Annotated in this window: 20 protein-coding genes and 1 riboswitch; of the genes, 6 read left to right on the top strand and 14 right to left on the bottom strand. The window is 46.1% G+C overall.

Features of this window, described 5'->3' with window-relative positions:
• Positions 1 to 151 precede the first annotated feature (151 nt).
• Positions 152 to 562: a collagen-like protein gene (locus tag AAIH57_RS04380; protein ID WP_430020676.1), complete on the top strand. Its 411-nt coding sequence runs from the start codon at positions 152 to 154 to the stop codon at positions 560 to 562.
• Between the two features lie 53 nt (positions 563 to 615).
• Here AAIH57_RS04380 and AAIH57_RS04375 read toward each other — a convergent pair whose 3' ends face one another.
• The 10 genes from AAIH57_RS04375 to AAIH57_RS04330 form a co-directional block, all read right to left on the bottom strand.
• Positions 616 to 1,710 (bottom strand): GerAB/ArcD/ProY family transporter, encoded by a 1,095-nt coding sequence (locus AAIH57_RS04375; protein WP_430020675.1) that lies wholly within the window; start codon positions 1,708 to 1,710, stop codon positions 616 to 618.
• An 11-nt stretch (positions 1,711 to 1,721) separates the two neighbouring features.
• Entirely contained in the window at positions 1,722 to 1,949 is a 228-nt protein-coding gene (locus tag AAIH57_RS04370; protein WP_175394843.1) for a hypothetical protein, read from the bottom strand.
• 12 nt (positions 1,950 to 1,961) lie between these two features.
• Positions 1,962 to 3,164, bottom strand: a complete 1,203-nt coding sequence (locus AAIH57_RS04365) for a Ger(x)C family spore germination protein (RefSeq protein ID WP_430020674.1) — start codon at positions 3,162 to 3,164, stop codon at positions 1,962 to 1,964.
• A gap of 5 nt (positions 3,165 to 3,169) precedes the next feature.
• Positions 3,170 to 4,603, bottom strand: coding sequence for a spore germination protein (locus tag AAIH57_RS04360; protein WP_430020673.1), 1,434 nt, complete (start codon positions 4,601 to 4,603; stop codon positions 3,170 to 3,172).
• A 161-nt stretch (positions 4,604 to 4,764) separates the two neighbouring features.
• Positions 4,765 to 5,622, bottom strand: a complete 858-nt coding sequence (locus AAIH57_RS04355) for an aldo/keto reductase (protein ID WP_430020672.1) — start codon at positions 5,620 to 5,622, stop codon at positions 4,765 to 4,767.
• 347 nt (positions 5,623 to 5,969) lie between these two features.
• The gene (locus AAIH57_RS04350) at positions 5,970 to 7,439 is read right to left on the bottom strand and encodes a S8 family serine peptidase (RefSeq protein ID WP_430020671.1); all 1,470 of its coding nucleotides are present in this window, start codon (positions 7,437 to 7,439) and stop codon (positions 5,970 to 5,972) included.
• A 275-nt stretch (positions 7,440 to 7,714) separates the two neighbouring features.
• On the bottom strand, positions 7,715 to 9,478 hold the full coding sequence (locus tag AAIH57_RS04345; protein WP_430020670.1) for an allophanate hydrolase: 1,764 nt from the start codon (positions 9,476 to 9,478) through the stop codon (positions 7,715 to 7,717).
• Entirely contained in the window at positions 9,475 to 13,095 is a 3,621-nt protein-coding gene (gene uca, locus AAIH57_RS04340; RefSeq protein ID WP_430020669.1) for an urea carboxylase, read from the bottom strand. Before uca ends, AAIH57_RS04345 begins: the two co-directional genes overlap by 4 nt.
• A complete protein-coding gene (locus AAIH57_RS04335) occupies positions 13,088 to 13,756 on the bottom strand; it encodes an urea amidolyase associated protein UAAP2 (protein ID WP_430020668.1) in 669 nt (222 codons plus the stop codon). The genes uca and AAIH57_RS04335 overlap by 8 nt, the downstream gene beginning before the upstream one ends.
• A gap of 1 nt (position 13,757) precedes the next feature.
• Complete coding sequence (locus AAIH57_RS04330; RefSeq protein ID WP_430020667.1) at positions 13,758 to 14,480, bottom strand: urea amidolyase associated protein UAAP1; 723 nt, start codon at positions 14,478 to 14,480, stop codon at positions 13,758 to 13,760.
• Between the two features lie 70 nt (positions 14,481 to 14,550).
• Positions 14,551 to 14,655: riboswitch (guanidine-I (ykkC/yxkD leader) on the bottom strand.
• A 260-nt stretch (positions 14,656 to 14,915) separates the two neighbouring features.
• On the opposite strand from AAIH57_RS04330, the gene AAIH57_RS04325 reads away from it, so the two are divergent.
• Positions 14,916 to 16,247 (top strand): APC family permease, encoded by a 1,332-nt coding sequence (locus AAIH57_RS04325; RefSeq protein WP_430020666.1) that lies wholly within the window; start codon positions 14,916 to 14,918, stop codon positions 16,245 to 16,247.
• Between the two features lie 138 nt (positions 16,248 to 16,385).
• On the opposite strand, the gene AAIH57_RS04320 is transcribed toward AAIH57_RS04325, so the two are convergent.
• Positions 16,386 to 16,910 carry a GNAT family N-acetyltransferase gene (locus AAIH57_RS04320; protein WP_430020665.1) on the bottom strand — a complete coding sequence of 175 codons (525 nt, stop codon included), beginning with the start codon at positions 16,908 to 16,910 and terminating at the stop codon, positions 16,386 to 16,388.
• Between the two features lie 167 nt (positions 16,911 to 17,077).
• Here AAIH57_RS04320 and AAIH57_RS04315 point away from each other — a divergent pair, with 167 nt between their 5' ends.
• The 4 genes from AAIH57_RS04315 (at position 17,078) to AAIH57_RS04300 (ending at position 20,853) form a co-directional block, all read left to right on the top strand.
• The gene (locus tag AAIH57_RS04315; RefSeq protein ID WP_430020664.1) at positions 17,078 to 17,722 is read left to right on the top strand and encodes a YczE/YyaS/YitT family protein; all 645 of its coding nucleotides are present in this window, start codon (positions 17,078 to 17,080) and stop codon (positions 17,720 to 17,722) included.
• A 99-nt stretch (positions 17,723 to 17,821) separates the two neighbouring features.
• On the top strand, positions 17,822 to 18,703 hold the full coding sequence (locus tag AAIH57_RS04310) for a helix-turn-helix domain-containing protein (RefSeq protein WP_430020663.1): 882 nt from the start codon (positions 17,822 to 17,824) through the stop codon (positions 18,701 to 18,703).
• A 108-nt stretch (positions 18,704 to 18,811) separates the two neighbouring features.
• Positions 18,812 to 20,092, top strand: a complete 1,281-nt coding sequence (locus tag AAIH57_RS04305; protein ID WP_430020662.1) for a glycoside hydrolase family 27 protein — start codon at positions 18,812 to 18,814, stop codon at positions 20,090 to 20,092.
• A gap of 305 nt (positions 20,093 to 20,397) precedes the next feature.
• Positions 20,398 to 20,853 carry a CBO0543 family protein gene (locus tag AAIH57_RS04300; RefSeq protein ID WP_430020661.1) on the top strand — a complete coding sequence of 152 codons (456 nt, stop codon included), beginning with the start codon at positions 20,398 to 20,400 and terminating at the stop codon, positions 20,851 to 20,853.
• Positions 20,854 to 21,152: 299 nt separating this feature from the next.
• Here AAIH57_RS04300 and AAIH57_RS04295 read toward each other — a convergent pair whose 3' ends face one another.
• From AAIH57_RS04295 to AAIH57_RS04285, 3 genes are all read right to left on the bottom strand, one after another.
• On the bottom strand, positions 21,153 to 21,623 hold the full coding sequence (locus AAIH57_RS04295; RefSeq protein ID WP_430020660.1) for a GNAT family N-acetyltransferase: 471 nt from the start codon (positions 21,621 to 21,623) through the stop codon (positions 21,153 to 21,155).
• A gap of 47 nt (positions 21,624 to 21,670) precedes the next feature.
• The gene (locus AAIH57_RS04290; protein WP_430020659.1) at positions 21,671 to 23,938 is read right to left on the bottom strand and encodes an ATP-binding cassette domain-containing protein; all 2,268 of its coding nucleotides are present in this window, start codon (positions 23,936 to 23,938) and stop codon (positions 21,671 to 21,673) included.
• Positions 23,939 to 24,005: 67 nt separating this feature from the next.
• Positions 24,006 to 24,347: an ArsR/SmtB family transcription factor gene (locus AAIH57_RS04285; RefSeq protein ID WP_413033383.1), complete on the bottom strand. Its 342-nt coding sequence runs from the start codon at positions 24,345 to 24,347 to the stop codon at positions 24,006 to 24,008.
• Positions 24,348 to 24,350: the final 3 nt, after the last annotated feature.

The following is a 24,350-nucleotide window of genomic DNA, read 5'->3' as shown; positions in this document are numbered from 1 at the left end:
TACTTACCAGATGGAAAAGTATTCACTTAGTGAATCCGGACCCTATTTCCAAAAAGCCACTAATTTATGGCCATCAATGGGCTCTCACCCATTCCCCCTGCTCAAATGCCTACATACTATACACCAGACTAATGAACAGGAGTGATGTTGTATGACATTTTTACCCCCTTTTGGACCCGGCGGAGGATTTGGTGGACCTGGTGGACCTGGAGGTCCTGGAGGGATTTTCGGACCAGGTGGTCCTGGCGGTCCCGGTGGAACACCTGGTCCTCCATCGTTCCCTGGAGGCGGAGGCGGCGGACCCCAAGGTGTGCAGCCCCCTCCTGGGCCACCGCCTTCATTCATTCCACAGCAATCCCCTTCGTTGTTTGCAGTAGATCCGAGAGCAATATCCGGTTGTCTGTTCCGCTACACGTATATATGGCCGAATCAGGGGCCCGGCTTCTGGATGTATCCGGTATTTGTCGGCAGAAATTCGGTGGCTGGCTTCCGTTGGAATGGTTTCTTCTGGCTGTACAGCGGCATTGATCTGCAGCGGATCAGTTCGTTTAGCTGTTTTTAGTACTTCATTACCCTGCTTGCGGATCACTCCGCATACAGGGTATTTTACTTGCTCTACTTTTTGATCGAGTCTAATGGTCCTCTCATCTTGCCAGTCAACCATAGCACAATAGGGAACACAATGCCGAAGATCATGGCGTAGTAGGGCCATATTTGATTGAACTCAATGATAAATGAAATGTTTGGCCAAATGAAATCAGCCATAGCTAATACAATCAGCACCAGCGGAACTAGCAGAGCATTAGCACTTCGAAGTCGAAAAGCCTCTGCAAGTCCTTGCGAAGAAATATACAGCAGCAGCGCAAGTCGAAAGAAAATGGTAACGAACCAGACCACTGCAAGGATGATTTCAAATCGTTGAAGAAACTCGCCGATACTGATGGTTCGATCAATAAAAAATGTGGGAAACGTCAAATCCGCCACTACACCCGCGCTGATCACTGTGATGATTTGCAGAACCATGAAAAAATACATCACTCCGCTAATCAAAGCACTTGCTATCACCGACTTTCTCCACTGTTTTGGATCCGAAAAGTGATGTGCAAAGAAAAGATACAGGATCGCTTCCAAATAGGGAAACGCCAATAAATTAATGGATGCGAGAACGACAGGTTTCAACCCATTTTCCAAAATAGGAAGCAGATTGTTAGGCTCTGACCCAGGAAGAAGAGTAATCCTGACCAATAGAAACAAGGCTAGAAGGAAAAAGAACAGAATCTCCGCACAACGGCCAATAACAACTGGACCCGACTTAACGGCGAAATAAACGGCTATAAGCATAATGAAATATACGGCATCATAGGGAGTTTCCGGCATAATGGATGTCGTGACAAAGTCGCCTAGGTTTCGAAGCGTCATGACACACTCAAGAAAGGGGTAACAAACAATGAAAACGGTGGCTATCGTTCCGCCCAAAGGACCGAAGAGACAGCGGAGATACTCCACGAAGGACCTTCCCTGCATTTTTCTGACGATGGAGGTATATAACGGGATCAATAACAGATGGAACAGCAGGGAAAGAGGAATGGAAAGCCAAGCATCCTGTTTAGCGACAGAACTAAGGGCAGCCGGGAGCACTAGATAGGCGCTTCCGATTTGATACAGTGCAAACCATGTAATAGCCTGTCGAACGGTCAACTTGGTATTCACTCCATTACCCCCTAAGATAATATGTTTACAAAGAACTGGCTTACCGGTTGAAATAGGATTCGAATACCCATCAGTGGACTCGGCAGTTTCATGTTGGCAATTTCCAGGACGATCAATATAACGCCTATAGTCAACAGTACCGAACTATATACGATCTCACGTATGTAATGCTTCTCCTTCAAATTTCGAAACTCATATGACATGGTAAGGATGACAACTACAAGAATCACATACTGCATATACGTTCACTCCTAATTGTGCGAATCCGAATCCATAGGATTTGTAATTTTTCCAAGACGGTTTAAATGATAGCGGAGATCAAGATTCACCTCGAGTGTTTGAAACTTTTGCTTCCAGTCCGCTTTCCATTCATGCCATTCATGTGGAAACTTTTGATGAAATACTTCTCCAAACCCGAATATATCCGAACCGATCTGCTGCGCATTCCGAATGCCTTCCTTCAAGATTTTTTCTTGTTCCTTTCTGGCTGCTTCTTGAAAATTATTGAACGTCGTCTCATCCATAAAGTCTGCTTTGCATTCGACCTCCCCAATGTTGGCTTCTGTATCCACAACAAGAGTAATGTGCGGTTCGTGATTCTGTATATGTGGAACAATTTTAACTTTGTTACGTATGACTTCAAATGCAAACGTCCCTTTTTGATTCGGACAACTAATGGAAGCGACTGTACTGGAAACACGGTTGGATATGTAGGTAAAGGCTTTGCTTTTGGATTCGTCCATCCAGCCGATCAGCCGGTCACCCTGAAACACGCCAATCCCGGTAAATGAATAATTCACATGTTGAGGTGACTTGGTCACATTATCAGTGCTCAGGCCTTTTTCTAAATTGTGCAATCGAATACCCGTAAGAACCGGTTCTATGCCTTCTTTCGTTAAACGCTGCAAAATATCTTTAACATTGACTGCGGAAGTGGGCGCCCATGTTTTCTCGGACACATTCAAAGCTTTATACATATCCATAGCAGGCAAAACCTCGGTAGGAGCAACAAAAGTAACGGCTTCCTTAGCCGAACTCCCTCTGACAACGGCCAGATGAAAATCAGGCCGCACTTCATGATCGCGGAACAGAAAATCCAGCGGCTCCTTAATGCCTTTTTTTGCCGTTTCCTCGCCAAAGATTACAAACTTCAAGTGAGACAAATACATTTTCCGGGATGATTCCGTTGTGAGTTTTCGAAGGGCTTCAAATAGTGTATTGGCGCGGCTTGAGAAAACGATTGTCGGCGTTCGTTCCATAGCTCGATTACGAGACATTTGTGAGGGGTCAACTACTTGCAGACTGATTTCATATTGGTCATCTACAGTATCAATGCCCATAGCCATCACAACGGATATTTCGTTTAATTCCTTACTATTCCAACAACCCGTAACAACGATCATCATCAAGGTGTACATCATCAGTGTGAATATGGCAGATCGGTACGAGTTCATTGGGCTTACTCCTTTTGTTTTTTGTGTTGATTTGTTTTATTGCTAAATGGAAAACGCAATATGGCATCCCTCTGCTTAGACGAATTATAATTGGCGAATGGACTCATATACGGTACACCGAAGGAATGAAGGCTATTCAAGTGTACCAAGAGAATGAGAAGGCCAATAGTCAATCCGTACACCCCAAACATCGCGGCTAGTCCGATAAAAGCGAACCGTAATATCCGGATTGGAATGGCCATCGTATATGAGGGAATAACAAAGCTGGAAATCGCAGTAATGGCTACAACGATGACCATAACAGCCGAAACGATGTTTGCTTCTACGGCTGCCTGGCCGATCACAATGGATCCGACGATGGAAACTGCCTGACCGACCGTCCGTGGCATACGAAGACCAGCCTCTCTCAGGATCTCAAAAATCACCTCCATGATCATCGCTTCGACAAATGCCGGAAATGGTACTCCTTCACGTTGCGCAGATAAACTTAACAATAGAACCGTTGGGATCATGTCCTGATGAAACGTCGTTAACGCTACATATATGGCAGGGGCCAACATGCATATGGCCAGGCAGATGTACCTTAATATTCGAATAATACTGCTGTAAATATAGGACTGATAATAATCCTCCGCGGATTGAATGAAATCAACAAATACCGCAGGTGCAAGGATGACGAAGGGAGTTCCATCCACAAATATCGCAATTTTCCCCTCCATCACTCCAGCTGCAATAGAATCAGGACGATCCGAATTATAAAATATCGGGAAAATCGTCAACTGTTTATTCTCAACAAGACATTCTTCGAGGTACTCACCTTCAAGTACGCGATCTACACGCATGTTCTTTAATCTGGATATCATGCTCTGCACCATGTCCAGATCAGCAATTCCATGCATATACATGACCGATATGTCCGTCTTTGTTTTCTGACCAACTTTGACGTTTGTCAGCCTAACTCTTGTATCCTTCACTCTGCGGCGAACCATTGTCGTATTCGTGCGTAACGTTTCCGTAAACGATTCTTGCGGACCTCTGATAACAGGCTGCGCCTTCGATTCCGTAATGCTGCGTTCTTCCCATCCAGGCAAAGCAATGATCAAACCCTCATTCATACCGTCCAATAACAGAAGAACTCCACCCGAAAGGATTTGGTCCAACGCATCTTCAATGCTCTGAATCAGACTTGCTTCACCGACATCTAAAATGCCATCCTTTATGAACGTTAACGTGATCTCATCAGAAGAGGAGCACTCATGCAGCGGACGAATTACGTTGTCCTGTACCTTCTGCATGTCGGTCATCCCATCCAAATAAAAAAGTGCGGCGTGGTTGCTGCCGATCGCGATTTCACGAACCACAACATCGGAACTGTTTCCCATGAAGTCACAAATGAGATCGATATTTTGGCAAATTTGGTTGGAAAAATCGGGCTTCATTTAGTACCAATCCCCCTCAGTTATGTAGTATTGGTACTAAATGAAATAATAAACAAAACGTTCTTATCTTCGTGCTTGCAGCATTAGCCGTAAGATTATACCCTTATATGGCAAAAAGACCGTCCAGCAGGACGGTCTTCAAAGTAGTATTGAGTTTAACCTTATTCCAAACCTTTTTTACCGTAATCCGTTAAGAATTCAACGGTTTGTGGATCATAGTGGGAGAAAAAGGCGCTTTGTTCTGTATCAAGCGCGGCTATCTTTTCCATGTCCATCGAGGTTAATTGAAAATCAAAAACATTAAAGTTTTGTTCCATTCTGTCTTTATTGACTGTTTTCGGAATGACCACTACACCTCGCTGAATCAGGAAGCGTAAAGCAACTTGAGCTGTCGACTTATTGTATTGATCACCAATCTCCTGCAGCGTAGCATTGGTGAACAGATCGTTTTTCCCTTCTGCAAAAGGACCCCAGGATTCAATCTGCGTATTGTATTTTTTCATAATTTCATGAGCTTTGACCTGCTGGTTGAACACATGGGTTTCTACCTGATTAACAGCCGGCACTACCTCGCTGAACTGAACCAGGTCGATGTATCTGTCCGGATAGAAGTTGCTTACACCGATCGCTTTGATTTTACCAGCCTTATAGTATTCTTCCATTGCACGGTATGTCCCATAATAATCATTGAATGGCTGATGGATCAGGAGCAAATCCAGATAGTCGAGCTGGAGTTTTCTCAGGGATTCGTCAATGGATGCTTTTGCTTTTTCATAGCCTGCATTGGAAATCCAGACTTTGGTCGTGATGAAAAACTCTTCTCTCGACACTCCACTTTTCTTGATGGCTCGTCCCACTGCTTCTTCATTTCGGTAAGCCTGTGCAGTATCAATGGAACGGTAGCCTACACTTATCGCATCAAGCACACATTTTTCGCATTCAGCCTGATCTGGAATTTGATACACTCCATATCCTAGAATCGGCATCTTTACCCCATTATTTAAAGTTACATATTCCATTTCAATTCCTCCTCATGATTAGTTGAAAGCATGTTTCATGAATGATCGGAAAGTCTTCCGTTCTTCAAATGCCTTCATCGGCCCTTTCTCTTATATTATTGGGATAATGTCATTTCATATTTTCTACAGCAACAATCCCTCGAATAATCAATCCATGCTCTGCTTATTCCTATTATGCAACAATTGAAAGAGCAACCGTTATCTCATTTGTCTCAAATGATTGCCTATTCCTCTCAACACCTCTCAGTCGATGTTAATGCATATCGAAAAGGCAAGCCAATTTGAGTTCGGCTTGCCTTCCATATGATGCTGAGCAATCTGTTCTTTCTTGTAATGCGACTAACTAATTACTCTAATGATCTGTAGCTGCTTAACCATTGAAGTACAGCTAACGCCTTATCTTGGATTAAATCCGGATCATGAGTTTTTTCCAGTTGGGGTAAGAAATCCGTATATTGGGATAAGTATTCACTCACACACCAACGCACTGCCCAGTTCGTATCTGTAGACCATGGAATCCATTTGGGAGCTTCCACTTCGTCTGCATCTTGCAACAACCCATACGCATACCAGCCACGGACCCCACCCTCACTTTCTGCGCTTAATCTCTCCCAGAACGTTGCTCTCTCCTGTTCATTTTCCGGTTTAATTAAGGCGAATACGGCAATTTTTCTAACGACGGAGGAATCATCTTCAGTGAACTTCCATAAATCTTGACGAGTACATTGTTGACGTTGAACAAGACTGGTTAGAGCTAACCCTCTCTCGATCTCATCCGAAGAATGAATAGATGCTTGGGCAATCGTTTTAACGCTTGGTAAGCAATTTACATTTTTACTTTTTGGGAGCTTATCCCCCATCTCCAAGCTATTAGTAACTCTACCGACATTTATTCTTGGGGCATTATTCTCATACTCGATTAATGGATCTCCGAACTCAACCAGTAACCTACGCAGGTCTTTTGAGCTTATTTCAGGGTATTTAGAAAACAAATATGCAGCAACACCCGTTACAAGCGTTGCTGCACCAGAAGTTCCCCAATAATACGATATTTTCTCAGGTTTCTCTTTGGATTCACAGAATGGAATCGTTAAATATACTCTTGGAGCTAAAATATCAGGTCTATAGTGTCCGTCACCATTTCTGCCAAAAGGTTCATCAGGGTAGGGGACATGCAAATGACGATTTGCTTTTCCACGATCATTGTAGCCACCCACGGTAAAGTAATCAATAGGTGGCATGATGTTGCCTAATCTTGTATTGCCGTTGGAGCAAATCACAAGTATGCCATGCTGGAGCGCAGAATCCAAAGCTTGAACTGTAGAGTTCTCCTGGGTATGGTTTAGGTGAACAATATGATCTGAAGCCTGCCAACCCATACATAAAATGATTTTAATATTCCATTCGGTTTGTTCCGTTAATATCCAATCCATTCCTCTTTTTAAACGCTCTCCTTCACCCTCCGTGAATGCTCCATGATCGAGCACAATATAGTTCGCTGCAGGTGCTAGTCCTACATGCGTTTGTCCCCCGATCACAAATGGCATATGTGATAGAGCAAGTACAGTTTGTAAGCCATGTACACCCATTTCCACATCTTTCTCCGGGGGAGGTTCTAGCGCAACATTGCTGCATTCTATAGACAAGTCATCATGGACGGTGACCTGCTTGATCCGATGACCTAAATGTCGAATCGTATGATGGGGCTTAATTTTATCAATAATTACAATTCCAATATTTTGTCCTGAGTGATTAAAATCAGGCGGTTCCCTAAAACCTAGTCTTGCCCATGTCGGATCAGGAATGTTACCTTCCATAATCGTTATCTCCTTATTAAACCGTATGAATTTAGTTTACATAATAAATACTGTGGTAACTTATGAAACCTAGTAATTCATATTTTAAAACTGGAAAAAACAACGTTCAACTTTCCATTCGCAAAAATCCGAATCCTATGCTATGTATATATTCACCATGTTCCATCTTCACCCTGCTTTTTCTGTAAAACAACCGCTCCCCGGTGAAATACCAGGAAACGGTTAACGGTGGAAACAGACAGCATCTCTAGCAGTAGTAAACCTTACAACCCGCTTTAAACATTAGACGCCTGCTTGGTTCCTTCTAAATCACCTAAAACGATGTTTCTCCATCCACCTAGATGTGTCATGTCCACCCCATCCTGAGCAGCCGACGCCTCGCCAATGAAGCCCGACACCACCCTGCCGTCATACAGCTGGATTTTGCCCATGCCCAATGGAGCCGGGATGGCTGCAGTAAACGCACCAAAGGAGGAAAGTGGCATGCTCCAGAGCTCCAGTTCAATGGCTTCACCATTTTCATGTGTATGCACCAGGCCCGGCTTTGGAGGATTCGTATCCAGTTTGTACAACCGATATGCCGGTGCCGTTTGTGCTTCCTCCACAAAGAAAGCGCCGAAACCAGTCATCTGGGGTTCCAGTGACATGCCCCTCATATGCAGGCCACATACAGCAACCAGGATACGTTCCTGGTATTGCTCAACCATTTTTGCCGCTTCAACCATGGCAGCTTCATGCTCAGGCAGTGTAAACAGCGTTATTCCAAAAGGCATATCCTCTGCCACTTTGCCTGCCGGAATAGCGATGGCGCTTAGATCGAGCAAATTGCAGTGGTTCGTGTACAGCCCCATTTGGCTGTTGGTTTGGACCGGGTCTTGACACACCTGTTCTCTTGTCCACGTTCCTCCGCAGGTTGGCAGTATAAGGACGGCATTCTGCAGCAGCTCTTCCGTGCTGCGCCGAATTTCAGCCAGTCGGTGCTGTGCACGAAATAGTGCAGCAGCTGTAAACGTCTCCTTGCTGCCTGTTCGAAGGATATTCTCCGTCACGGGAAACAGCGTCCCAGGATGCTGCTCGACGAACATCTCCAGATCTGCCCAGCGTTCAGCAACAAGCGGTCCTTCATACAGAAGTGCTGCTGCTTCTTGCAGCAAAGAGATATCGACCTCTTCCACGTTTAACCCCGACTGCAGCATGGTTTGTTTGGCTGTTAGCCAGGCAGTTTCGTATGCCTCAGCGAATGGACCAAAAAAGTTCAGCTTTCCCTGGGGGAGCAACCACTTGGCAGGTGCCCGAGTCGGACCCAAAGGACGATCTTTCGAAAAGGGATCTTCACTGTGCGGGCCACGTACCGTCCGGTCAACTGCAACGGCATCTTCCAAATCATGCGCAAACACGGTAATGCAATCAATGCTGCGGCATGCAGGCACCAAACCGGTGGATGGCCAAGCACCTACAGCAGGCTTGTAACCAATCAGACCATGCAGTGCGGCCGGAATCCTGCCCGAACCGGCAGTATCCGTGCCCAGCGAGAAAGCTGCTTGCCCAAGCGCCACCGCTACCGCTGAACCTGAACTTGATCCTCCGCTGATAAGTTCAGGCCGTAATGCGTTATGCGTCTCACCGTAAGGACTTCTCGTACCAACCAGCCCTGTGGCGAATTGATCCAGGTTGGCTTTACCGACAGGAATGGCCCCTGCGGCGATCAATCTTTCCACCACAATCGCATGTTGTTCGGAGATTGATGAGAACTCGGGACATCCAGCCGTTACAGGCCAGCCCCGAACCTCGATGTTATCTTTGATTGCAAATGGAATGCCCCACAGTGGATATTCGGAAACGGACATATGTTGAATATTGACTAAATATGGAGCTATAAGCTCCAGTGACGGGGGTGTGATCCAGACATGATAGTCTTCTGAATCCCGTGCTCGCTGGACAATGCTCTCTATGACTTCCAAAGGTGTGAAGCTTCCTCGAAGATAACCTGTGCGGAGTGCTTCAATTGTCATGATTTTCGGGATCGCATGTACCGTCATGATGCAACCTCCTCCTTGCTCGTTGGGATGATGGCAGCAATCCAGTCCCCCGACTTAATCTGATCTCCCGGCGATACATAAATGGAAGCGATGATTCCATCCGTTGGAGCGAGCTGCGGGAACTCCATTTTCATACTTTCTTCTATTATAATGGTGTCGCCCTTTCGAACTTCCTGTCCTTGCTCAACCAGCACCTTCCATACACTTCCCGACATGGAACTGCTCATGCCCAGACTTCCTTCTGGCATCTCCACTTCCTCCATTGCAGCCGCTGCTTCAGGCTCGGATACATACTCGGCAATACCAAGCTCCTTCCAGTAATTTCGTTCAGCCTGAAACGCGCTCTGCTGCTGCTGACGGAAATGGCCCGACTCGTTTTCAATGGTTCCCAGCCAATCCAGATACGCTCCCAAATGAAATGTGGTTTCTTCCACCTCCAGAGCGAAGCCTCCACGCGGAAACTCCTCACGCATGTTCAGCAGCTCTGTTTCCGAAACTGGATAGAACTGAAGCTGATCAAAGAACTGCAGCAGCCATGGTTTCCCTGCCTCAAAATTGCTTGTTTCCCTAAACGAGTTCCACATTTGTACCGTACGACCAACAAACTGATATCCGCCAGGGCCTTCCATTCCGTATACACAGAGATATGCGCCGCCAATGCCAACGGCATTTTCCGGAGTCCACGTCCGCGCCGGATTATATTTGGTTGTTACGAGCCGATGGCGTGGGTCCAGCGGTACGGCTACCGGAGCACCAAGATACACGTCTCCAAGTCCCATAACGAGATAGGAAGCATTAAACACGATCTCCGCTACCTCTTCCAGTGATCCAAGTCCATTCATCCGCCGGATAAACTCCAGGTTGCTAGGGCACCACGGTGCATCCGGTCTAACATTTTGCTGGTACCGTTCGATAGCAAGTTGGGTGGCCGGATCATCCCAGGACAACGGTAATTTGACGATTCGCGAAGGCACTTCAATCGTTTCCAGTTCCGGAAGCTGCAGATCCAGATCCATAATGAGGGCAGCCGCTTCTTTTACTGTCATGCGGGCAGCATCCAGATGGACTTGCAGAGAGCGAATACCTGGAGTCAACTCGATATATGGGATGTTACCATCCTGTTTGATCGCTTCCATTAGCACATAAGCCTGGAAACGGTATAACAGGTTCAATTCGCGTTCGCCATACTCGACCAAAATATTTTCATCACCAGAGCAGCGTACGGTAATAGAGAAGCGTCGGCCTTCTACCGCTTGGGCTAATATCGGCATATACTCACCAGTAGAGGTTTCCGGTAAAACGGGAAACGGCAGCTGACCACCCAGTTCTCTTAAATATAGCTCTTGTTCCGCTCTCAACTGTTCAGCTTCTTCAACGGTTATAAGTCTGAAGCGGACTTTGTCACCCGGGCTTAATTGGCCGAGCTTCCACAATTCTGCGGTCGCCGTTGTGACCGGGCAGACGAAACCACCAAGGCTGGGACCATCCGGACCAAGCAGAATCGGCATATCACCCGTCAAATCCAATGCACCCCCAGCATAAGCATTGTCGTGTATATTGGAAGGATGCAGTCCTGCATCTCCACCGTCGGTTCTTGCCCACAGCGGAGCCGGACCAACTAATCTGACGCCTGTTCTGGAACTGTTGAAATGCACTTCCCATGTGGTCTCGGTCAACTGATCCAGATAAGCCGGGAGCACGTATTCGTCCGTACAATGTGGTCCTGGTATTACGCCAATCGTCCATTCGTTATTGTATTCGGGCCTCCGATCAGCCGCTAGAGGTGCAAGTGCGCCAAGAGTTCCTTTTTCTTCGCGCACCCGAAGCACAGCGCCTGTTCGCAGCGCACTTCCGCGATGTCCACCGAATCCGCCCAAAGTAAATGTAGCTGCACTCCCCAGAGTGAGCGGCATATCGAAACCGCCGGATACGAGCAAATATGTCCGCATGCCTTGTTTGGCTTCGCCCAAGGTCAGCACCGAACCAAGGGATGCTATTGTCGGCGTGTACGGTTCAACGATAACACCATCCAGTTCGGCATGCATGTCAGCCCCGGTTAAGCAAAAGGTGATTTCATCCCTGAAGCGGTACGATCCCCCGCGAAGTGTCATTTCCAGTCCGGCCGCTTGTGCGTCATTGCCTAACAGCCTGTTGCCTATGCGAAAAGCAAGCTGATCCATCGGACCGGATGGCGGTACACCGATATCCCAATAGCCAATTCTTCCAGGACTGTCCTGTACGGTTGTCTGAACACCGCCATCCAATACTTCGATCGCATACTCCATTGGTTTAAAGCCAGAAAGCATTCGGGTATGCACTTCTCCACTTTTGAATGAATCGCTGTGCAGAAATGCTTCAATATAAGACTGATTGGTCGTTACACCATACACCCTGAGCTGACGCAGTGCATCCTTCATTTTGTCTATTGCTTCGCTGCGTGTGTTAGCATGTACGATCAATTTGGCAAGCATCGGATCATACAGCGTAGTCACGTTTAACCCAGGCTGAATCCAGCTCTCGATTCGCACGTTCTCTGGCCAGTTAATAGCGTCGATACGTCCGTCGCTTGGCCGAAAATCATTCATGCAATCCTCTGCATACAAGCGCACTTGCAGACTGTGCCCTGTTGGCGCGGGGACCGAAACGTTCAAAGAACCAGATTCATTCGCAGCTTCCTTGACCATCCATTCCACCAAATCAATGCCAAGTACCTCTTCCGTCACCCCATGCTCTACTTGAAGCCTTGTGTTCACTTCCAGGAAGTAAAATTTCTGCTCTTCGGGATCGTACAAAAACTCCACCGTGCCCGCATTACGATAACCTGCGGAAATCGCCAGTCTTCGGGCACATTCATGCATCTCTTGCCGAATGACATCTGGCAAGTTAGGTGCTGGGGTTTCCTCGATAATTTTCTGATTGCGCCGCTGTACCGAGCAGTCCCGCTCCCCCAAAGCCAACGCTTCGCCGTTACCTGTGCCGAAAATTTGAACCTCGACGTGACGCGCACGCGCAATATATTTTTCGAGAAACACACCGCCGTCATTAAAATTGGCGGATGCCAGGCGAGATACCGATTCGAACGCTTCCTTCAATACCTCTTCGCTTTCGCAGACCCGCATGCCAATCCCACCACCACCAGCCGTTGATTTCAGCATGACGGGATAACCGATTTCTTCAGCCTGTTGAACGGCTTCCTCCAGAGAATGCATTAGACCCGTGCCTGGCAGCAAAGGTACGTCCGCTTCCGCCGCCATCGCTCGTGCGGTATGCTTTAAGCCAAATAGCTCAATATGCTCGGGAGAGGGACCGATAAAAGCAATGCCCTGTTCTGCACATGCTTTGGCAAAGCCTGCGTTCTCGCTCAAAAATCCGTAGCCAGGATGAATGGCGTCTGCCCCTGCTTCCAGAGCGGTCTGGAGGACCAAGTCAGCGTTAACGTAACTCTCTCTCGCAGGACCTTCACCGATCAGCACTGCTTCGTCTGCAAGCTCAACATGAACACTGTCGCGGTCTGCCTTGGTGTAGATGGTTACACTGGAAATGCCCATCTGACGCAAAGTTCGGATAATGCGTACCGCAATGGCACCACGATTGGCGATCAATACTTTTTTAAACATTGGCGTTCGCTCCTTCTGCGTCCCAGATAAGCACTTTGGCCGGAGTGGGGTTATAGGCATTGCATGGATTGTTCAACTGTGGGCAGTTGCTGATTAGAACCGTTACCGGAGCCAGGGCAAGCAGCTCAACGTAATGACCCGGTGCGGAAATGCCGTCCGCAAATGTTAGTTCCCCTTCGGGCGTAACCGGCACATTCATGAAAAAGTTAACGTTAGGGGCGAGATCCCGTTTGGTGTATTCATCTCGCTGAGAGAGCATCAGCATGAAAGTGTCGCGGCAATTGTGCATCGGAAGTGTATCGTGTGCATAGCGAACCGTATTGCTCTGTGCTGAGCACGCGCCGCCAATCGTATCATGCCTGCCGCAAGTATCAGCCGTAATCCGCAACAACTCTTTGCCTGATTCGGTGAGCAATGTAGAACCTGTCGTCAAGTACAGATTCCCCTGGTGGGTAATCGTGCGTACGGCGCTGTAATGGTCGGTCGGATCTTCCGTGGAATAGAATAGTGTATCAACGGCCTGATTGCCTTCCATATCGACAATGCGCAGGATTTGCCCTGGCAGCAGATCATGTAACCAGCCGTCACCGGCAGGAATCACGTGTTCATACATAGCTTTCTCCGTCTGCATTTGACTCTGTACTGGTTGAATGGTACTCATATTAGTTGGCCCCCTTCAGCAAAGCATAGGCATTCCATGTATTTTCAAAGGCTCTCCGATTCTCATCACAGTGCATGACGCATGAGTCCAGTTCAGATACCGGTTCGGCATCGGACACCGAAACGATAATGCTTGCATCAGGATATTGCCCTGAAGGATCCAGCGGATGCGGCGTATTCGATAGCACAAGCAGAATATCCATTTCCGTGCGGATCGTAACCGAGCGTTCTGTCGTTTCCTGTGACGTGTACTTCATCGTTCCATCCAGCTCGCATACGACCTTGGAGAAAAAGTTGATCGGAACCGCGATGTCTCGCGGCGACAGATGATGCCGGAATAGTTCCACCTTGAAGTTCTCTTCCCCGCTTCTCAACCAGTCGTTGCGCTGAGTCTGATAAGTTGTTTTCCCGTATTTCTCATCGGTAGCCTCACGTGTCGTATATCCCGATAATGGATCATGCCAGCCGACCGTATCCTCCGTAATGGAAGCAAGCACCTTCCCTTGATCGCTCATCAGTACATTGCCTGTCGTCAAATAAGCGGTATGTTGGGCTTTCAGCGTATCAGGCATGTTATAGCGTTCCGCCGCATCAAGAGTATGGAATAACAATGCTGATACGTTGGCCCGATCACCTGTTGCCGTTAATGTGATCGCTTTTCCTCTTCCTACATGGGCAGACCATTTGCTGCCAGGCTGCATTGTCATCGTAAATATGGGTTTCATTGTTCATTCCTCCTGTAGAAAAGTATAGAAAAAAGCCCGGGAGAAACATCAAAGATTGCTCTTTGATCGATTCTCCCGGGCTTTTATCCCGCCGTGTACATCAGGTTATATACCCCATGCGTTTTCTCTCGGACCAGTCAGCCGTGTACGGCTCGGAACCCTAGAAAACATTGTATGCAATTCATGTTATGAATACTAACATCAAATATCATATTTCACAATAGTTTTTTTGAAAAAAACTAAAAAATAGTCCATTTCGTTTGTGTTTATTTCTTAATCCGCTCAAAATGACGAAAATACTACTATAGAAAATGAACGAACGTTCGTATATCTTCGAAAAAATAACTTGATTTTTAATAAAACCCCTGCAAGAATGTGAAGTGTCATGACATAGCTAAACGTTGTATCATTTTCGATATTGAAGGAGGTTCTGTAATGTCACAAAATATAACACTCAAAAGAAATCTCTCCTTGAGCCATGTGGTGACCATGGGGCTGGCCTGGATGTCTCCCATGATTTTTTTTACAAGTTTTGGCGTCCTACATGAAGGATCTCAAGGCATGCTGCTCGCTGCCTACGTCCTTGCTTTTGTAGCCATTTTGTTTACGGCAGCCAGCTACGGGCAAATGGCCAAAGCTTTTCCGGTGTCCGGTTCGGCATACACTTATGTTAGCCAGGCAATGAACCCCTTTATCGGCTTTTTGGTCGGCTGGGTGATTCTACTCGATTATCTGTTTTCCTGCATTGTGGCTGTACTCATGTTTGGCATTAATCTTCATGCCCAGTTTCCCTCCATCCCTTCAGCAGTCTGGATTGTGCTGCTCACCCTTATTGTGATGACCATCAATGTGATCGGCATCAAAACGTCCGCAAACGTCAACAAAATATTCGTGCTGATGCAGATCATTTTTATAGCAGCTTTTTGCGCCTTTCTTGTATACAAAGCCATGACCCAAGGGGTGTCAGCAGGATTCAATCCCCTTCATTCGGTAGAAGGCGTTCCTTTCTCCGCCGTAATGGCTGGTGCTTCTCTCGTCTGTTTTTCATTCCTTGGCTTTGATTCCATTACAACGATGGCAGAAGAAACACGTAAACCCGAAAAAACGATACCTCGGGCCATTCTCATTATCGTCAGTGTTGCAGGCATTATGTACTTCGCAACGGCTTATTTGATTCAACAAATGTACCCTTCCTTCACGTTTACTCATATGGACTCCGCAGGATTCGAATTAATGCAGGTCATTGGTGGAGGAGCACTTGCATCCATCTTCACCTTTGTCGTCATTTTCTCCGTACTCGCGCAGGGCATGTCCTCCATGACAACTGTTTCAAGACTGCTGTTTGTCATGGGAAGATCTTCCTTGCTGCCTCGAAAATTCAGTTCAATCCATCCCAAATTCCGTACACCAGTATTTAATATCGTTCTGGTCAGTGCCATTTCGCTGGCTGCATTGTTCATTAGTCTTGAGACGGCTATCATGTTTGTCAGTTTTGGTGCACTAACCGCCTTTCTGTTCGTCAATCTTTCCGTCATCTGTCATTACATCATTCGCGAGAAAAAGCGCAGTGTGCAGGACTGGATTGTAAGAATGGTTTTCCCCTTGTTAGGAGCCATGTTCATTTTATATCTCATCACTCAACTTGAAGCTTCCTCATTGCTGCTCGGCACAGGATGGATCGTTGTGGGCCTGGTTCTGTATGTGAATCAGCGCATCAGAAACACATCAGCACAAAATGCACTGCCTGAAATTGAAGAAGCGATGTAACCCAAAACATCCATTCGGAGGATTTCACCCGCTCTGTGCAGCAAAAAGAACCTGAATGTCAAATTTCAGGTTCTTTTTTGGGTTGCGTACTATTATTTTAATCTCTGCAAAGACGAATCCGGCAATGACTTTGCTGAATTATACGAGAGTCTTGGTCATTATAAAATCGGTTTGTTCTTCATCCCCCATATAGAATGAGTGTGCTCCTGTTTGAATAAATCCCATTTTGTTATAAAATGCAATCGCATTATCATTTTTTTCCCACACGCCAAGCCATATTTTGTTTTTGTTCTTTTCGATCGCAATGTCTATAGCTTTATTCAGCAAATGCTTACCGAGCCCGTACTTTTGAAAATGGTTTTTGATATAGATCCTCTCAATTTCAAGAAACTCTTCCCCCATGCTTTCGGATTGGGCATCACTGATATTTACCTTTAAATAGCCAGCAAGTTCTTCATTAAAATAGATGAAAAAAATGTCGGAAGAATGATTGGATAACTCCTTCTCCAACTGTTCCGAGTTAAATGCCCTTTCCAAATATGCCTTCATATTTTCAGGTGAATTCTGATCTTTAAATGTATCATTAAATGTTTCAATACTGATTTCCTGGAGTGTATGCACATCTTCACGGCTGCATTTTGTGATTTTTACGGACTCTGTCATATTAAGTTTCGCTCCTTGATAGAATGAACAAATTCTCTCTGTTCCCTTTTATTTGTTTCCTGCCCGCCATTTATTTTGTTGCAAATGCAATAAAAACAGGATATATTAAATCTACTTTAATTTTGTTGTATTTGCAACATAAAACATACATAACGAGGGTGATTAAATTGAAATATATATTTTTCATCTTAGGAATATTAATATTGACTCTTGGAATTTCTTTTACGATTCAATCGGACCTTGGGACCTCACCCTTTGATGCACTATTGGTAGGGCTATCCTTGAATGTGGGGCTTTCTGTAGGAAGCTGGGAGATCATTATTGCGCTGCTCCTGATATGCTGCAATTCTATTCTATCAAGACAAAAACCAGAATTTCTAGGGTTGTTAACCGCATTTATAACAGGGATTGGCATTGATATGTGGCTTTTCTTCCTGCACAGTTGGGTAACTCCTGAATTATTGATCGGTAAAATTGTATATATGGTCATTGGTTTAGTACTTATTGGATTAGGAACTGCAACATACCTACTGACCAACTTCGCACCGATTCCCCTGGATCGATTAACATTGATTATTCAAAAACGTACCCGATCGAATCTCTTGGTTGCGAGAAAGCTCCTTTACCTTGTGTTCCTGTTACTGGCATTGATTTTAAAGGGCCCTATTGGTATGGGAACGATACTGACCGTTTGTTTAGGAGGAGTTATACTAAATACTTTTATGCCTTTGATGAAAAAGGTATTGGATCGTTTCTCCAGCCATTCCAGTTCATCAACGGTTCTCGTGAAAGACAAAAGCCATTCAATATAGTAAACAAGGCAATTGCCTCCTCATTCTAATCGTAATAGCATATAATCAGACTTAATCGGTTGTTCGCAAAAACAATTTCATAACCATAAGGAGACATTCATGGACATGCCCAGAGGTACATACGGCTTTCGATTCGCGGAAGATAAGGAGCTGCAGCTATGCGTATTATTTGCGGCTGGCTGTGATTCCATCACCAATCCTTCCTATCATTGGGACGGGCTGGAGCGCACCGACGGGCCTCTCCTTCTTTTCCAGTACACCCTTTCAGGCGAAGGTATATATGAATCCGGGAAACAGCGGCACCGTGTCACTGCCGGACAGGCTTTTCTTGCTGAAATTCCAGGACCCCATCGCTATTATTACCATGCTGATTCCAAAGAGCCATGGGAATTTCTATTTTTGCTGTTCCGGCCGAATCTGATTCTGCCTCTTTGGCGCAAATTCTTGCGTGAAGCAGGAGAAGTCCCATACCTGCCCGCAGATTGTGCACCAGTTAAGCTATTGCGAATGATTGTGAACGATGCGGCAGCAGGCCGAATCTCAGATCCTTTCATCGCTTCTTCTTCTGTATACCAGTTCATCACAGAACTGGCCAGACTGCAGGTAACAACTCTGCGAAACAGGAGCAACTGGTCAGAAAACGTCCAACGCGCAGCTGAATTTATAGAAAATAACTACGCACAGATGATTAGTATTGATCAGCTGTCTGAGCATGTCTCTTTGTCCAAGTATCATTTGATTCGCCGGTTCTCAGCCAGTACGGGCCTGACACCAGGCGCTTATTTAACTCGCATCCGCACGGAAAAGGCCATGGAACTGCTTCGGGGAACCGGACTCAGCATTGAGGCCATTGCAGAACGGATTGGCTACTCCAGCGGAAGTTACTTTATTAAAGCTTTTCGCACCATGACCGGGCTTACACCAGGTGAGTTCCGCAGCGGAGGAGATAGCTTGGCATACCGTAAACTGTTCTTCGATTAACCGCAATATTGTGCTACTTGGCGTTTAAAATTACTGTAGATATTACTAAACTCCTTTATTATGATGAACACAACAAAAGCAATAATTAATCAGTAAAGGAGCTATTCCATGAATCATAAGCTTGCAGCACCTACACCACCGCTAGGCTGGAACAGCTGGGACTGCTACGGCGCGGCCGTTACAGAAGAAGAAATCCGGGGCAATGCGGAATACATGGCTGAACATCTCAAAACATTTGGGTGGAATTACATTACCGTCGATATTCAATGGTACGAGCCTTATGCAAACTCCTCTCAGTACCGACCGTTTGTCCCGCTCATCATGGATGAATATTCCCGGCTAATGCCTGCCGAGAACCGTTTTCCGTCCGCAAAAGGCGGACAAGGCTTCAAGCCATTAGCCGATTATGTACATAGCCTTGGACTGAAGTTTGGCATTCATATCATGCGCGGCATTCCAAGACAGGCTGCTCACGCTGCTACTCCCATTATGAACACCACGGCAACAGCGCGTGATATTGCACACACAAATTCCATCTGTCCGTGGAATACGGATATGTACGGCGTGGATGCGTCGAAAGAAGGCGCACAGGCTTACTATGATTCTCTCTTTGAACTATATGCTGAGTGGGGTGTCGACTTGGTAAAAGTAGACGACATTGCTGCCTCCAGACTGTACGACACCCATCAGCCAGAGATCGCGTTAATCTCCAAAGCCATCGAACGCTGCGGCAGGCCAATGGTGCTGAGCCTCTCCCCTGGTCCGGCTCCGGTGGAATACTCCTCATTTTTTACCGAACATGCTAACATGTGGCGGGTCACGGATGACTTCTGGGATCAATGGCCGCTGCTGCTGGATATGTTTGACCGCTGCCGGACATGGCAAGGAATTCCGCAGGCAGGCTGCTGGCCAGACTGCGACATGCTCCCGCTCGGCCACATCGGAATCCGGTCTGTGGATGGCGGTGGCGCAGACCGATGGACGCGTTTCACAAGAGACGAGCAGTTGACGATGATGTCACTCTGGAGCATCTTCCGCTCCCCTCTTATCTTTGGCGGCGAGCTTCGCGACTGTGACGAATGGACGCTGTCCCTGCTTACCAACCGAGAGGTATTGCGCATGCAGCAGGAGAGCCGTGGAGCGAAGGAAACACTGCGCGAAGGTAATCTCATTGTCTGGACAGCTGATGACACCGATGATTCCCGTTACGCTGCAATATTTAACGTTGGCGACTCTGAGTTGCCGCTGAGCTTGGCTTTGGAGCAAATCGGGCTCACCGGCTTTACCTCCGGCACCGATTTGTGGAACGGAACCGCAGCCGAACTTAAGGCAGGTGTAGTACAAACAACTGTCCCTCCGCACGGTGTACGCCTTTATCGGTTCATCTGATTCCTGATTTAGTCTGTTCACACCAACTTAAACTAGCAATGAGCCAGTCGTCGATATTACTTCGACACTGGCTCATTTGTTTTAGTGGACTTCAAATATTAAAGTACCATGTCAATACTCCTTCAGCGCTTAATATTAATGGAGGTCTAGGTCTATGCTGCTAGGCGTCTTTTGGCTCCACTCACAAATGAGTTAATACCTGATTTTTTGGGGTTCCATCTTCAATTCTAACCCTTAAACATCTTCTCTGGATCAAATTAGAACTTATCGCTAAGAATATAAGTGACAGAAATTTTGGGAGGATCATGATGACTCTTAATATCCTTGTTGGTTTTGTTGTACCTTGGGTGTTGTTCATATATCTGTTTATCAAACACAGGAGATTACTATTTCCTTTCTTCCCTGTTGCAGTTGCTCTGGCTTCCGTTGTTAATAACATTGGATTCAATTACTTTTGGCTGCTCTCGCCTGTTTTTAAAAATATAGCTTTTTCTGCAATTCCGTTTGATCTAGGCATGTTCCCCATCGTTGCTTTATTTATGCTGTATCTGGTCTATGAAAAAAAAATTAAACCTGTACCTGTAATCTTCATAAGTGCCCTTATACTGACGTGCCTGGAATGGCTGTTGAAGCACCAAGGAAGAGTAACGTACTTTAATAACTGGAATGTTTTTTGGACGTTTTTCTCTTATTTGATTCCCATCATAGCCATGTATGTGTACTCCGTGTTATTCTTCAAAATTTATAAAAAAATAAACTAGTCCCCGGTGCTATTATTTCGATCCAATGCATCAGCTATTTTTTCAAGTTTTGATGTAGATCGCACGCAAATAAGCTGCAAAATAGATCAAACCCAAAATCAAGATTAAAGCTAACATACATCTCCTCCTTAGTGACTTCATGGATAATCCAATGCCTAACTTTATTATACATAAAAAGGAAAAGATGTAATAGTGAGTGAGCACATGGGCTTACTTCATACCTATTGATAAAAATAATAAAACCGATATTCCCTGCTTTAGGAAGTATCGGCTAGTGTTTTCCATAAAACTCATTCTGTTTATAAGGTTTTCATATACCATGTATCGCATGCAAAATGTTCCGATTCATTCAGTGGTTTTTCTAATGCAGTGAACCCGTTTTTTGCATAGAACTTGTTGGCTGCGACCATATTGCTGAGGGTTTCAAGATAACATTGTTCATAATGCTTTTTCGCAAATTCAAGGACAACGTGAAGTAATTCGCTTGAAATACCTGTGCCTCGTGTCTCTTTTAATGCATACATCTTTTGCAATTCACAAATGTTCGGAAAGCCCTCAATCGGTCCAATCCCACAACCCGCTACTATTTTAGCGTTTTCCTCAACCACCCAGTATTTAGAGCCCTCATTTTGGTACAGATTATAGAAATCACCTAAATGCGGATCAGTCCAAGCTGTCCCTGGTTTATTAGCGCCAAATTCGATCAAACAGGTTCTAATAAGCGATTCGACCTGTTTATTATCTCTCTCTTCTATCTCTCTTATGAACATATAGTAAGCCTTCGCATTCCCCTTGAACCTCATAAGTCGTTCTTTTCTTATTTCTCATTACTATCTAAATACTGACCTGTAATTGACTTTTCCTCATGGACAATCTGCGAAGGTAATCCCTCGAAAACCACCTGTCCACCCTTGCTGCCTCCGTCGGGTCCCATATCAATAATCCAATCCGCTTGGCTAATCACATCGAGATTATGCTCGATGACAATCACAGTATTGCCGGCATCCACGAGGCGGTTCATGATCTCCAGAAGATGGCCGATATCCGACATATGAAGACCGGTCGTGGGCTCGTCCATTACGTAGATACTGCCCTTCTTGTGCAGTTCGCTTGCCAGCTTGATTCGTTGGCATTCCCCACCGGAGAGCGTGCTAAGCGGTTGTCCAAGCGTAATGTAATTCAGTCCGACATCACTCATGGCTTGAAGTTTGCGCCTAACTTCTTTGAGTTGGAAAAACTCCAACGCTTGCTCCACGGTCATCTCCAGTACTTCAGCAATTGACTTGCCGTTCAGCTTATACTCGAGTACCTCATCTTTGAACCGTCTGCCTTCACATACATCACATGGCAGCTTCACGCTGTCCAGGAAGGAAAGGTCTGTATAAATGACCCCAAGCCCCTGACAATGCTCGCATGCTCCCTTGGAATTGAAGCTGAACAAGCCTTGATTCACCTTATTCTCTTTGGAAAACGCTTTACGAACATCGTCCATAATGCCCGTGTATGTCGCAGGATTGGAACGTGTTGATACACCTACCGCAGATTGGTCGATCACGATTGCATCGGAATGCTGGCTGAGAAATACTTCGTTGATTAGCGTACTTTTGCCGGAACCGGCGACACCTGTAACGACAGTAAGCACACCCGTTGGTATGTCTACACTTACATTCTGCAGGTTATGCAAGGTTGCATCCTTAATGGGCAGCTTGCCAGATGGCTGCCTGCAATCGTGCTTCAATTGCAGAGGCCGTTTCATGTGGGAGCCAGTCAGGGTACCTGATTCCAGCAGACCGTGGAAACTTCCTTCATATACTATTGTTCCGCCACGGCTGCCAGCGTGAGGTCCAACGTCTACGATATGGTCCGCAACCTTGATCACATCCGGATCGTGCTCCACGACAATCACGGTGTTGCCCTTATCGCGCAGCTTCTGAAGTATTTCATTTAACCGGTGGACGTCACGAGGGTGCAGGCCAACGCTAGGTTCATCAAAGATGTAAGTGACATCCACAAGGCTGCCACTAAGGTGTTTCACCATCTTGACCCGCTGCGACTCGCCGCCGGATAATGTATCTGTCTCACGGTCCAATGTCAGGTAGTCCAGTCCGATATCCACCAGATGCTGCAGCCGTTCCGTCAATGACTTGATAACTGGCGCTGCAACTGCGTCATCAATCTCCCGAATGACTCGAATAAGCTGACCCACCTCCATGGCAGACATCTCCGCAATATTGAGTCCATTGATTCTGCAGCTGAGCGCTGCCTGACTAAGTCTTGCACCCTGACAACTGGAACAAGGACCTTCTGAGATAAATGGCATAACTGCTTTTTGTGTGCGTTCAGATTTCGTCTTAACATCCTGCTTGATGTATTTGTTGGTAAACTTCTCAATGACACCTTCTACTGTAATATTAGTTGCCTTACCCGCGAAATCCATTTTCACTTTTCTAGCCTTGCCATACAAAAGCAGTTCCAACTCCTCATCGGAGTATTCGTTAAGCTTCTTGTCCGGATCGAAGTCCCCGGACTGCAGGACCATGTTCCAATCCCAGCCATTCACGCCATAGTCCGGAAGCAGAATAGCCCCTTCGTTTAGAGATTGAGACATGTCTACGGCCTTGCTCATATCAACACCGAGCTTTCGTCCGATTCCGTTACACTCGGGGCACATGCCTTGTGGATCATTAAAAGAGAACATGTTAACCGGTCCAACATAAGGCTTACCCACTCTCGAAAAGAGCAGCCGCAGAATGGGTGAAATATCAGTAATCGTACCCATTGTGGAATGAGAACCACCGCCTAATCGCTTCTGGTCCACAATGACTGCCATGCTTAGATTTTCGATCGCATCCGTATCCGGTTGTGGTACGCGGGGCAGGAACGTACGCACGAACATGCTGAAGTTCTCATTCAGCAAACGCGTGGATTCTGCAGCGATTGTATCAAAAACGATTGATGATTTGCCGGATCCGGATACCCCGGTGAAGATTGTAATTTTCCGCTTGGGGATGCGCAAGGATACGTTCTTGAGATTGTTTTCCCTCGCACCAGAGAGTACAATGTACTCCTGATTAGTTTCGCTCATGCATGGAAACCCTCCGATTTTTTAATTTGTCATTCGTGATACCTCGATTTACATTAGTGAATCCAGTTCAGTTGGACTCATTTTCCTCTTCTAGCAGTTGGTCCAAGCGCATCATATTGTTACTCCAGAATTTACTGTAAAAAGCGACCCAATCTTGAATTTCTTGGAGTGGAGCGGCATTTAACCTGAATCTCGTTTCTCTTCCAACCTTTCGGTCATGTACCAAATCCGCCTCTTTAAGGACGGTTAGATGCTTGGATACCGCCGTCCGACCCATTTCAAACTGTGCTGTTAATTCATATAGCGGTACTTCTTCTGGCTCTGCTTCTGCTAATAACTCAATCAGTCGTCGTCTGGTTGGATCTGCAATCGCGTCAAATACATCACGCGATTGGATGTTCTCACTCACAAC

This window comes from Paenibacillus sp. MABNR03 (genome assembly GCF_050455445.1).
GTDB classification, from domain to species: domain Bacteria; phylum Bacillota; class Bacilli; order Paenibacillales; family Paenibacillaceae; genus Paenibacillus; species Paenibacillus xylanilyticus.
This window is presented reverse-complemented; position numbering and strand designations above follow the sequence as displayed.

Excerpts from the sequence above, each read along its gene's own strand:
- AAIH57_RS04370 (WP_175394843.1), bottom strand. The coding sequence starts at position 1,949 with ATGCAGTATGTGATTCTTGTAGTTGTCATCCTTACCATGTCATATGAG.
- AAIH57_RS04350 (WP_430020671.1), bottom strand. The coding sequence starts at position 7,439 with ATGGAAGGTAACATTCCTGATCCGACATGGGCAAGACTAGGTTTTAGG.
- AAIH57_RS04365 (WP_430020674.1), bottom strand. The coding sequence starts at position 3,164 with ATGAACTCGTACCGATCTGCCATATTCACACTGATGATGTACACCTTG.
- AAIH57_RS04345 (WP_430020670.1), bottom strand. The coding sequence starts at position 9,478 with ATGACGGTACATGCGATCCCGAAAATCATGACAATTGAAGCACTCCGC.
- AAIH57_RS04355 (WP_430020672.1), bottom strand. The coding sequence starts at position 5,622 with ATGGAATATGTAACTTTAAATAATGGGGTAAAGATGCCGATTCTAGGA.
- uca (WP_430020669.1), bottom strand. The coding sequence starts at position 13,095 with ATGTTTAAAAAAGTATTGATCGCCAATCGTGGTGCCATTGCGGTACGC.
- AAIH57_RS04310 (WP_430020663.1), top strand. The coding sequence starts at position 17,822 with ATGGACATGCCCAGAGGTACATACGGCTTTCGATTCGCGGAAGATAAG.
- AAIH57_RS04320 (WP_430020665.1), bottom strand. The coding sequence starts at position 16,910 with ATGACAGAGTCCGTAAAAATCACAAAATGCAGCCGTGAAGATGTGCAT.
- AAIH57_RS04360 (WP_430020673.1), bottom strand. The coding sequence starts at position 4,603 with ATGAAGCCCGATTTTTCCAACCAAATTTGCCAAAATATCGATCTCATT.
- AAIH57_RS04305 (WP_430020662.1), top strand. The coding sequence starts at position 18,812 with ATGAATCATAAGCTTGCAGCACCTACACCACCGCTAGGCTGGAACAGC.
- AAIH57_RS04380 (WP_430020676.1), top strand. The coding sequence starts at position 152 with ATGACATTTTTACCCCCTTTTGGACCCGGCGGAGGATTTGGTGGACCT.
- AAIH57_RS04295 (WP_430020660.1), bottom strand. The coding sequence starts at position 21,623 with ATGTTCATAAGAGAGATAGAAGAGAGAGATAATAAACAGGTCGAATCG.
- AAIH57_RS04330 (WP_430020667.1), bottom strand. The coding sequence starts at position 14,480 with ATGAAACCCATATTTACGATGACAATGCAGCCTGGCAGCAAATGGTCT.
- AAIH57_RS04325 (WP_430020666.1), top strand. The coding sequence starts at position 14,916 with ATGTCACAAAATATAACACTCAAAAGAAATCTCTCCTTGAGCCATGTG.
- AAIH57_RS04335 (WP_430020668.1), bottom strand. The coding sequence starts at position 13,756 with ATGAGTACCATTCAACCAGTACAGAGTCAAATGCAGACGGAGAAAGCT.
- AAIH57_RS04290 (WP_430020659.1), bottom strand. The coding sequence starts at position 23,938 with ATGAGCGAAACTAATCAGGAGTACATTGTACTCTCTGGTGCGAGGGAA.
- AAIH57_RS04300 (WP_430020661.1), top strand. The coding sequence starts at position 20,398 with ATGATGACTCTTAATATCCTTGTTGGTTTTGTTGTACCTTGGGTGTTG.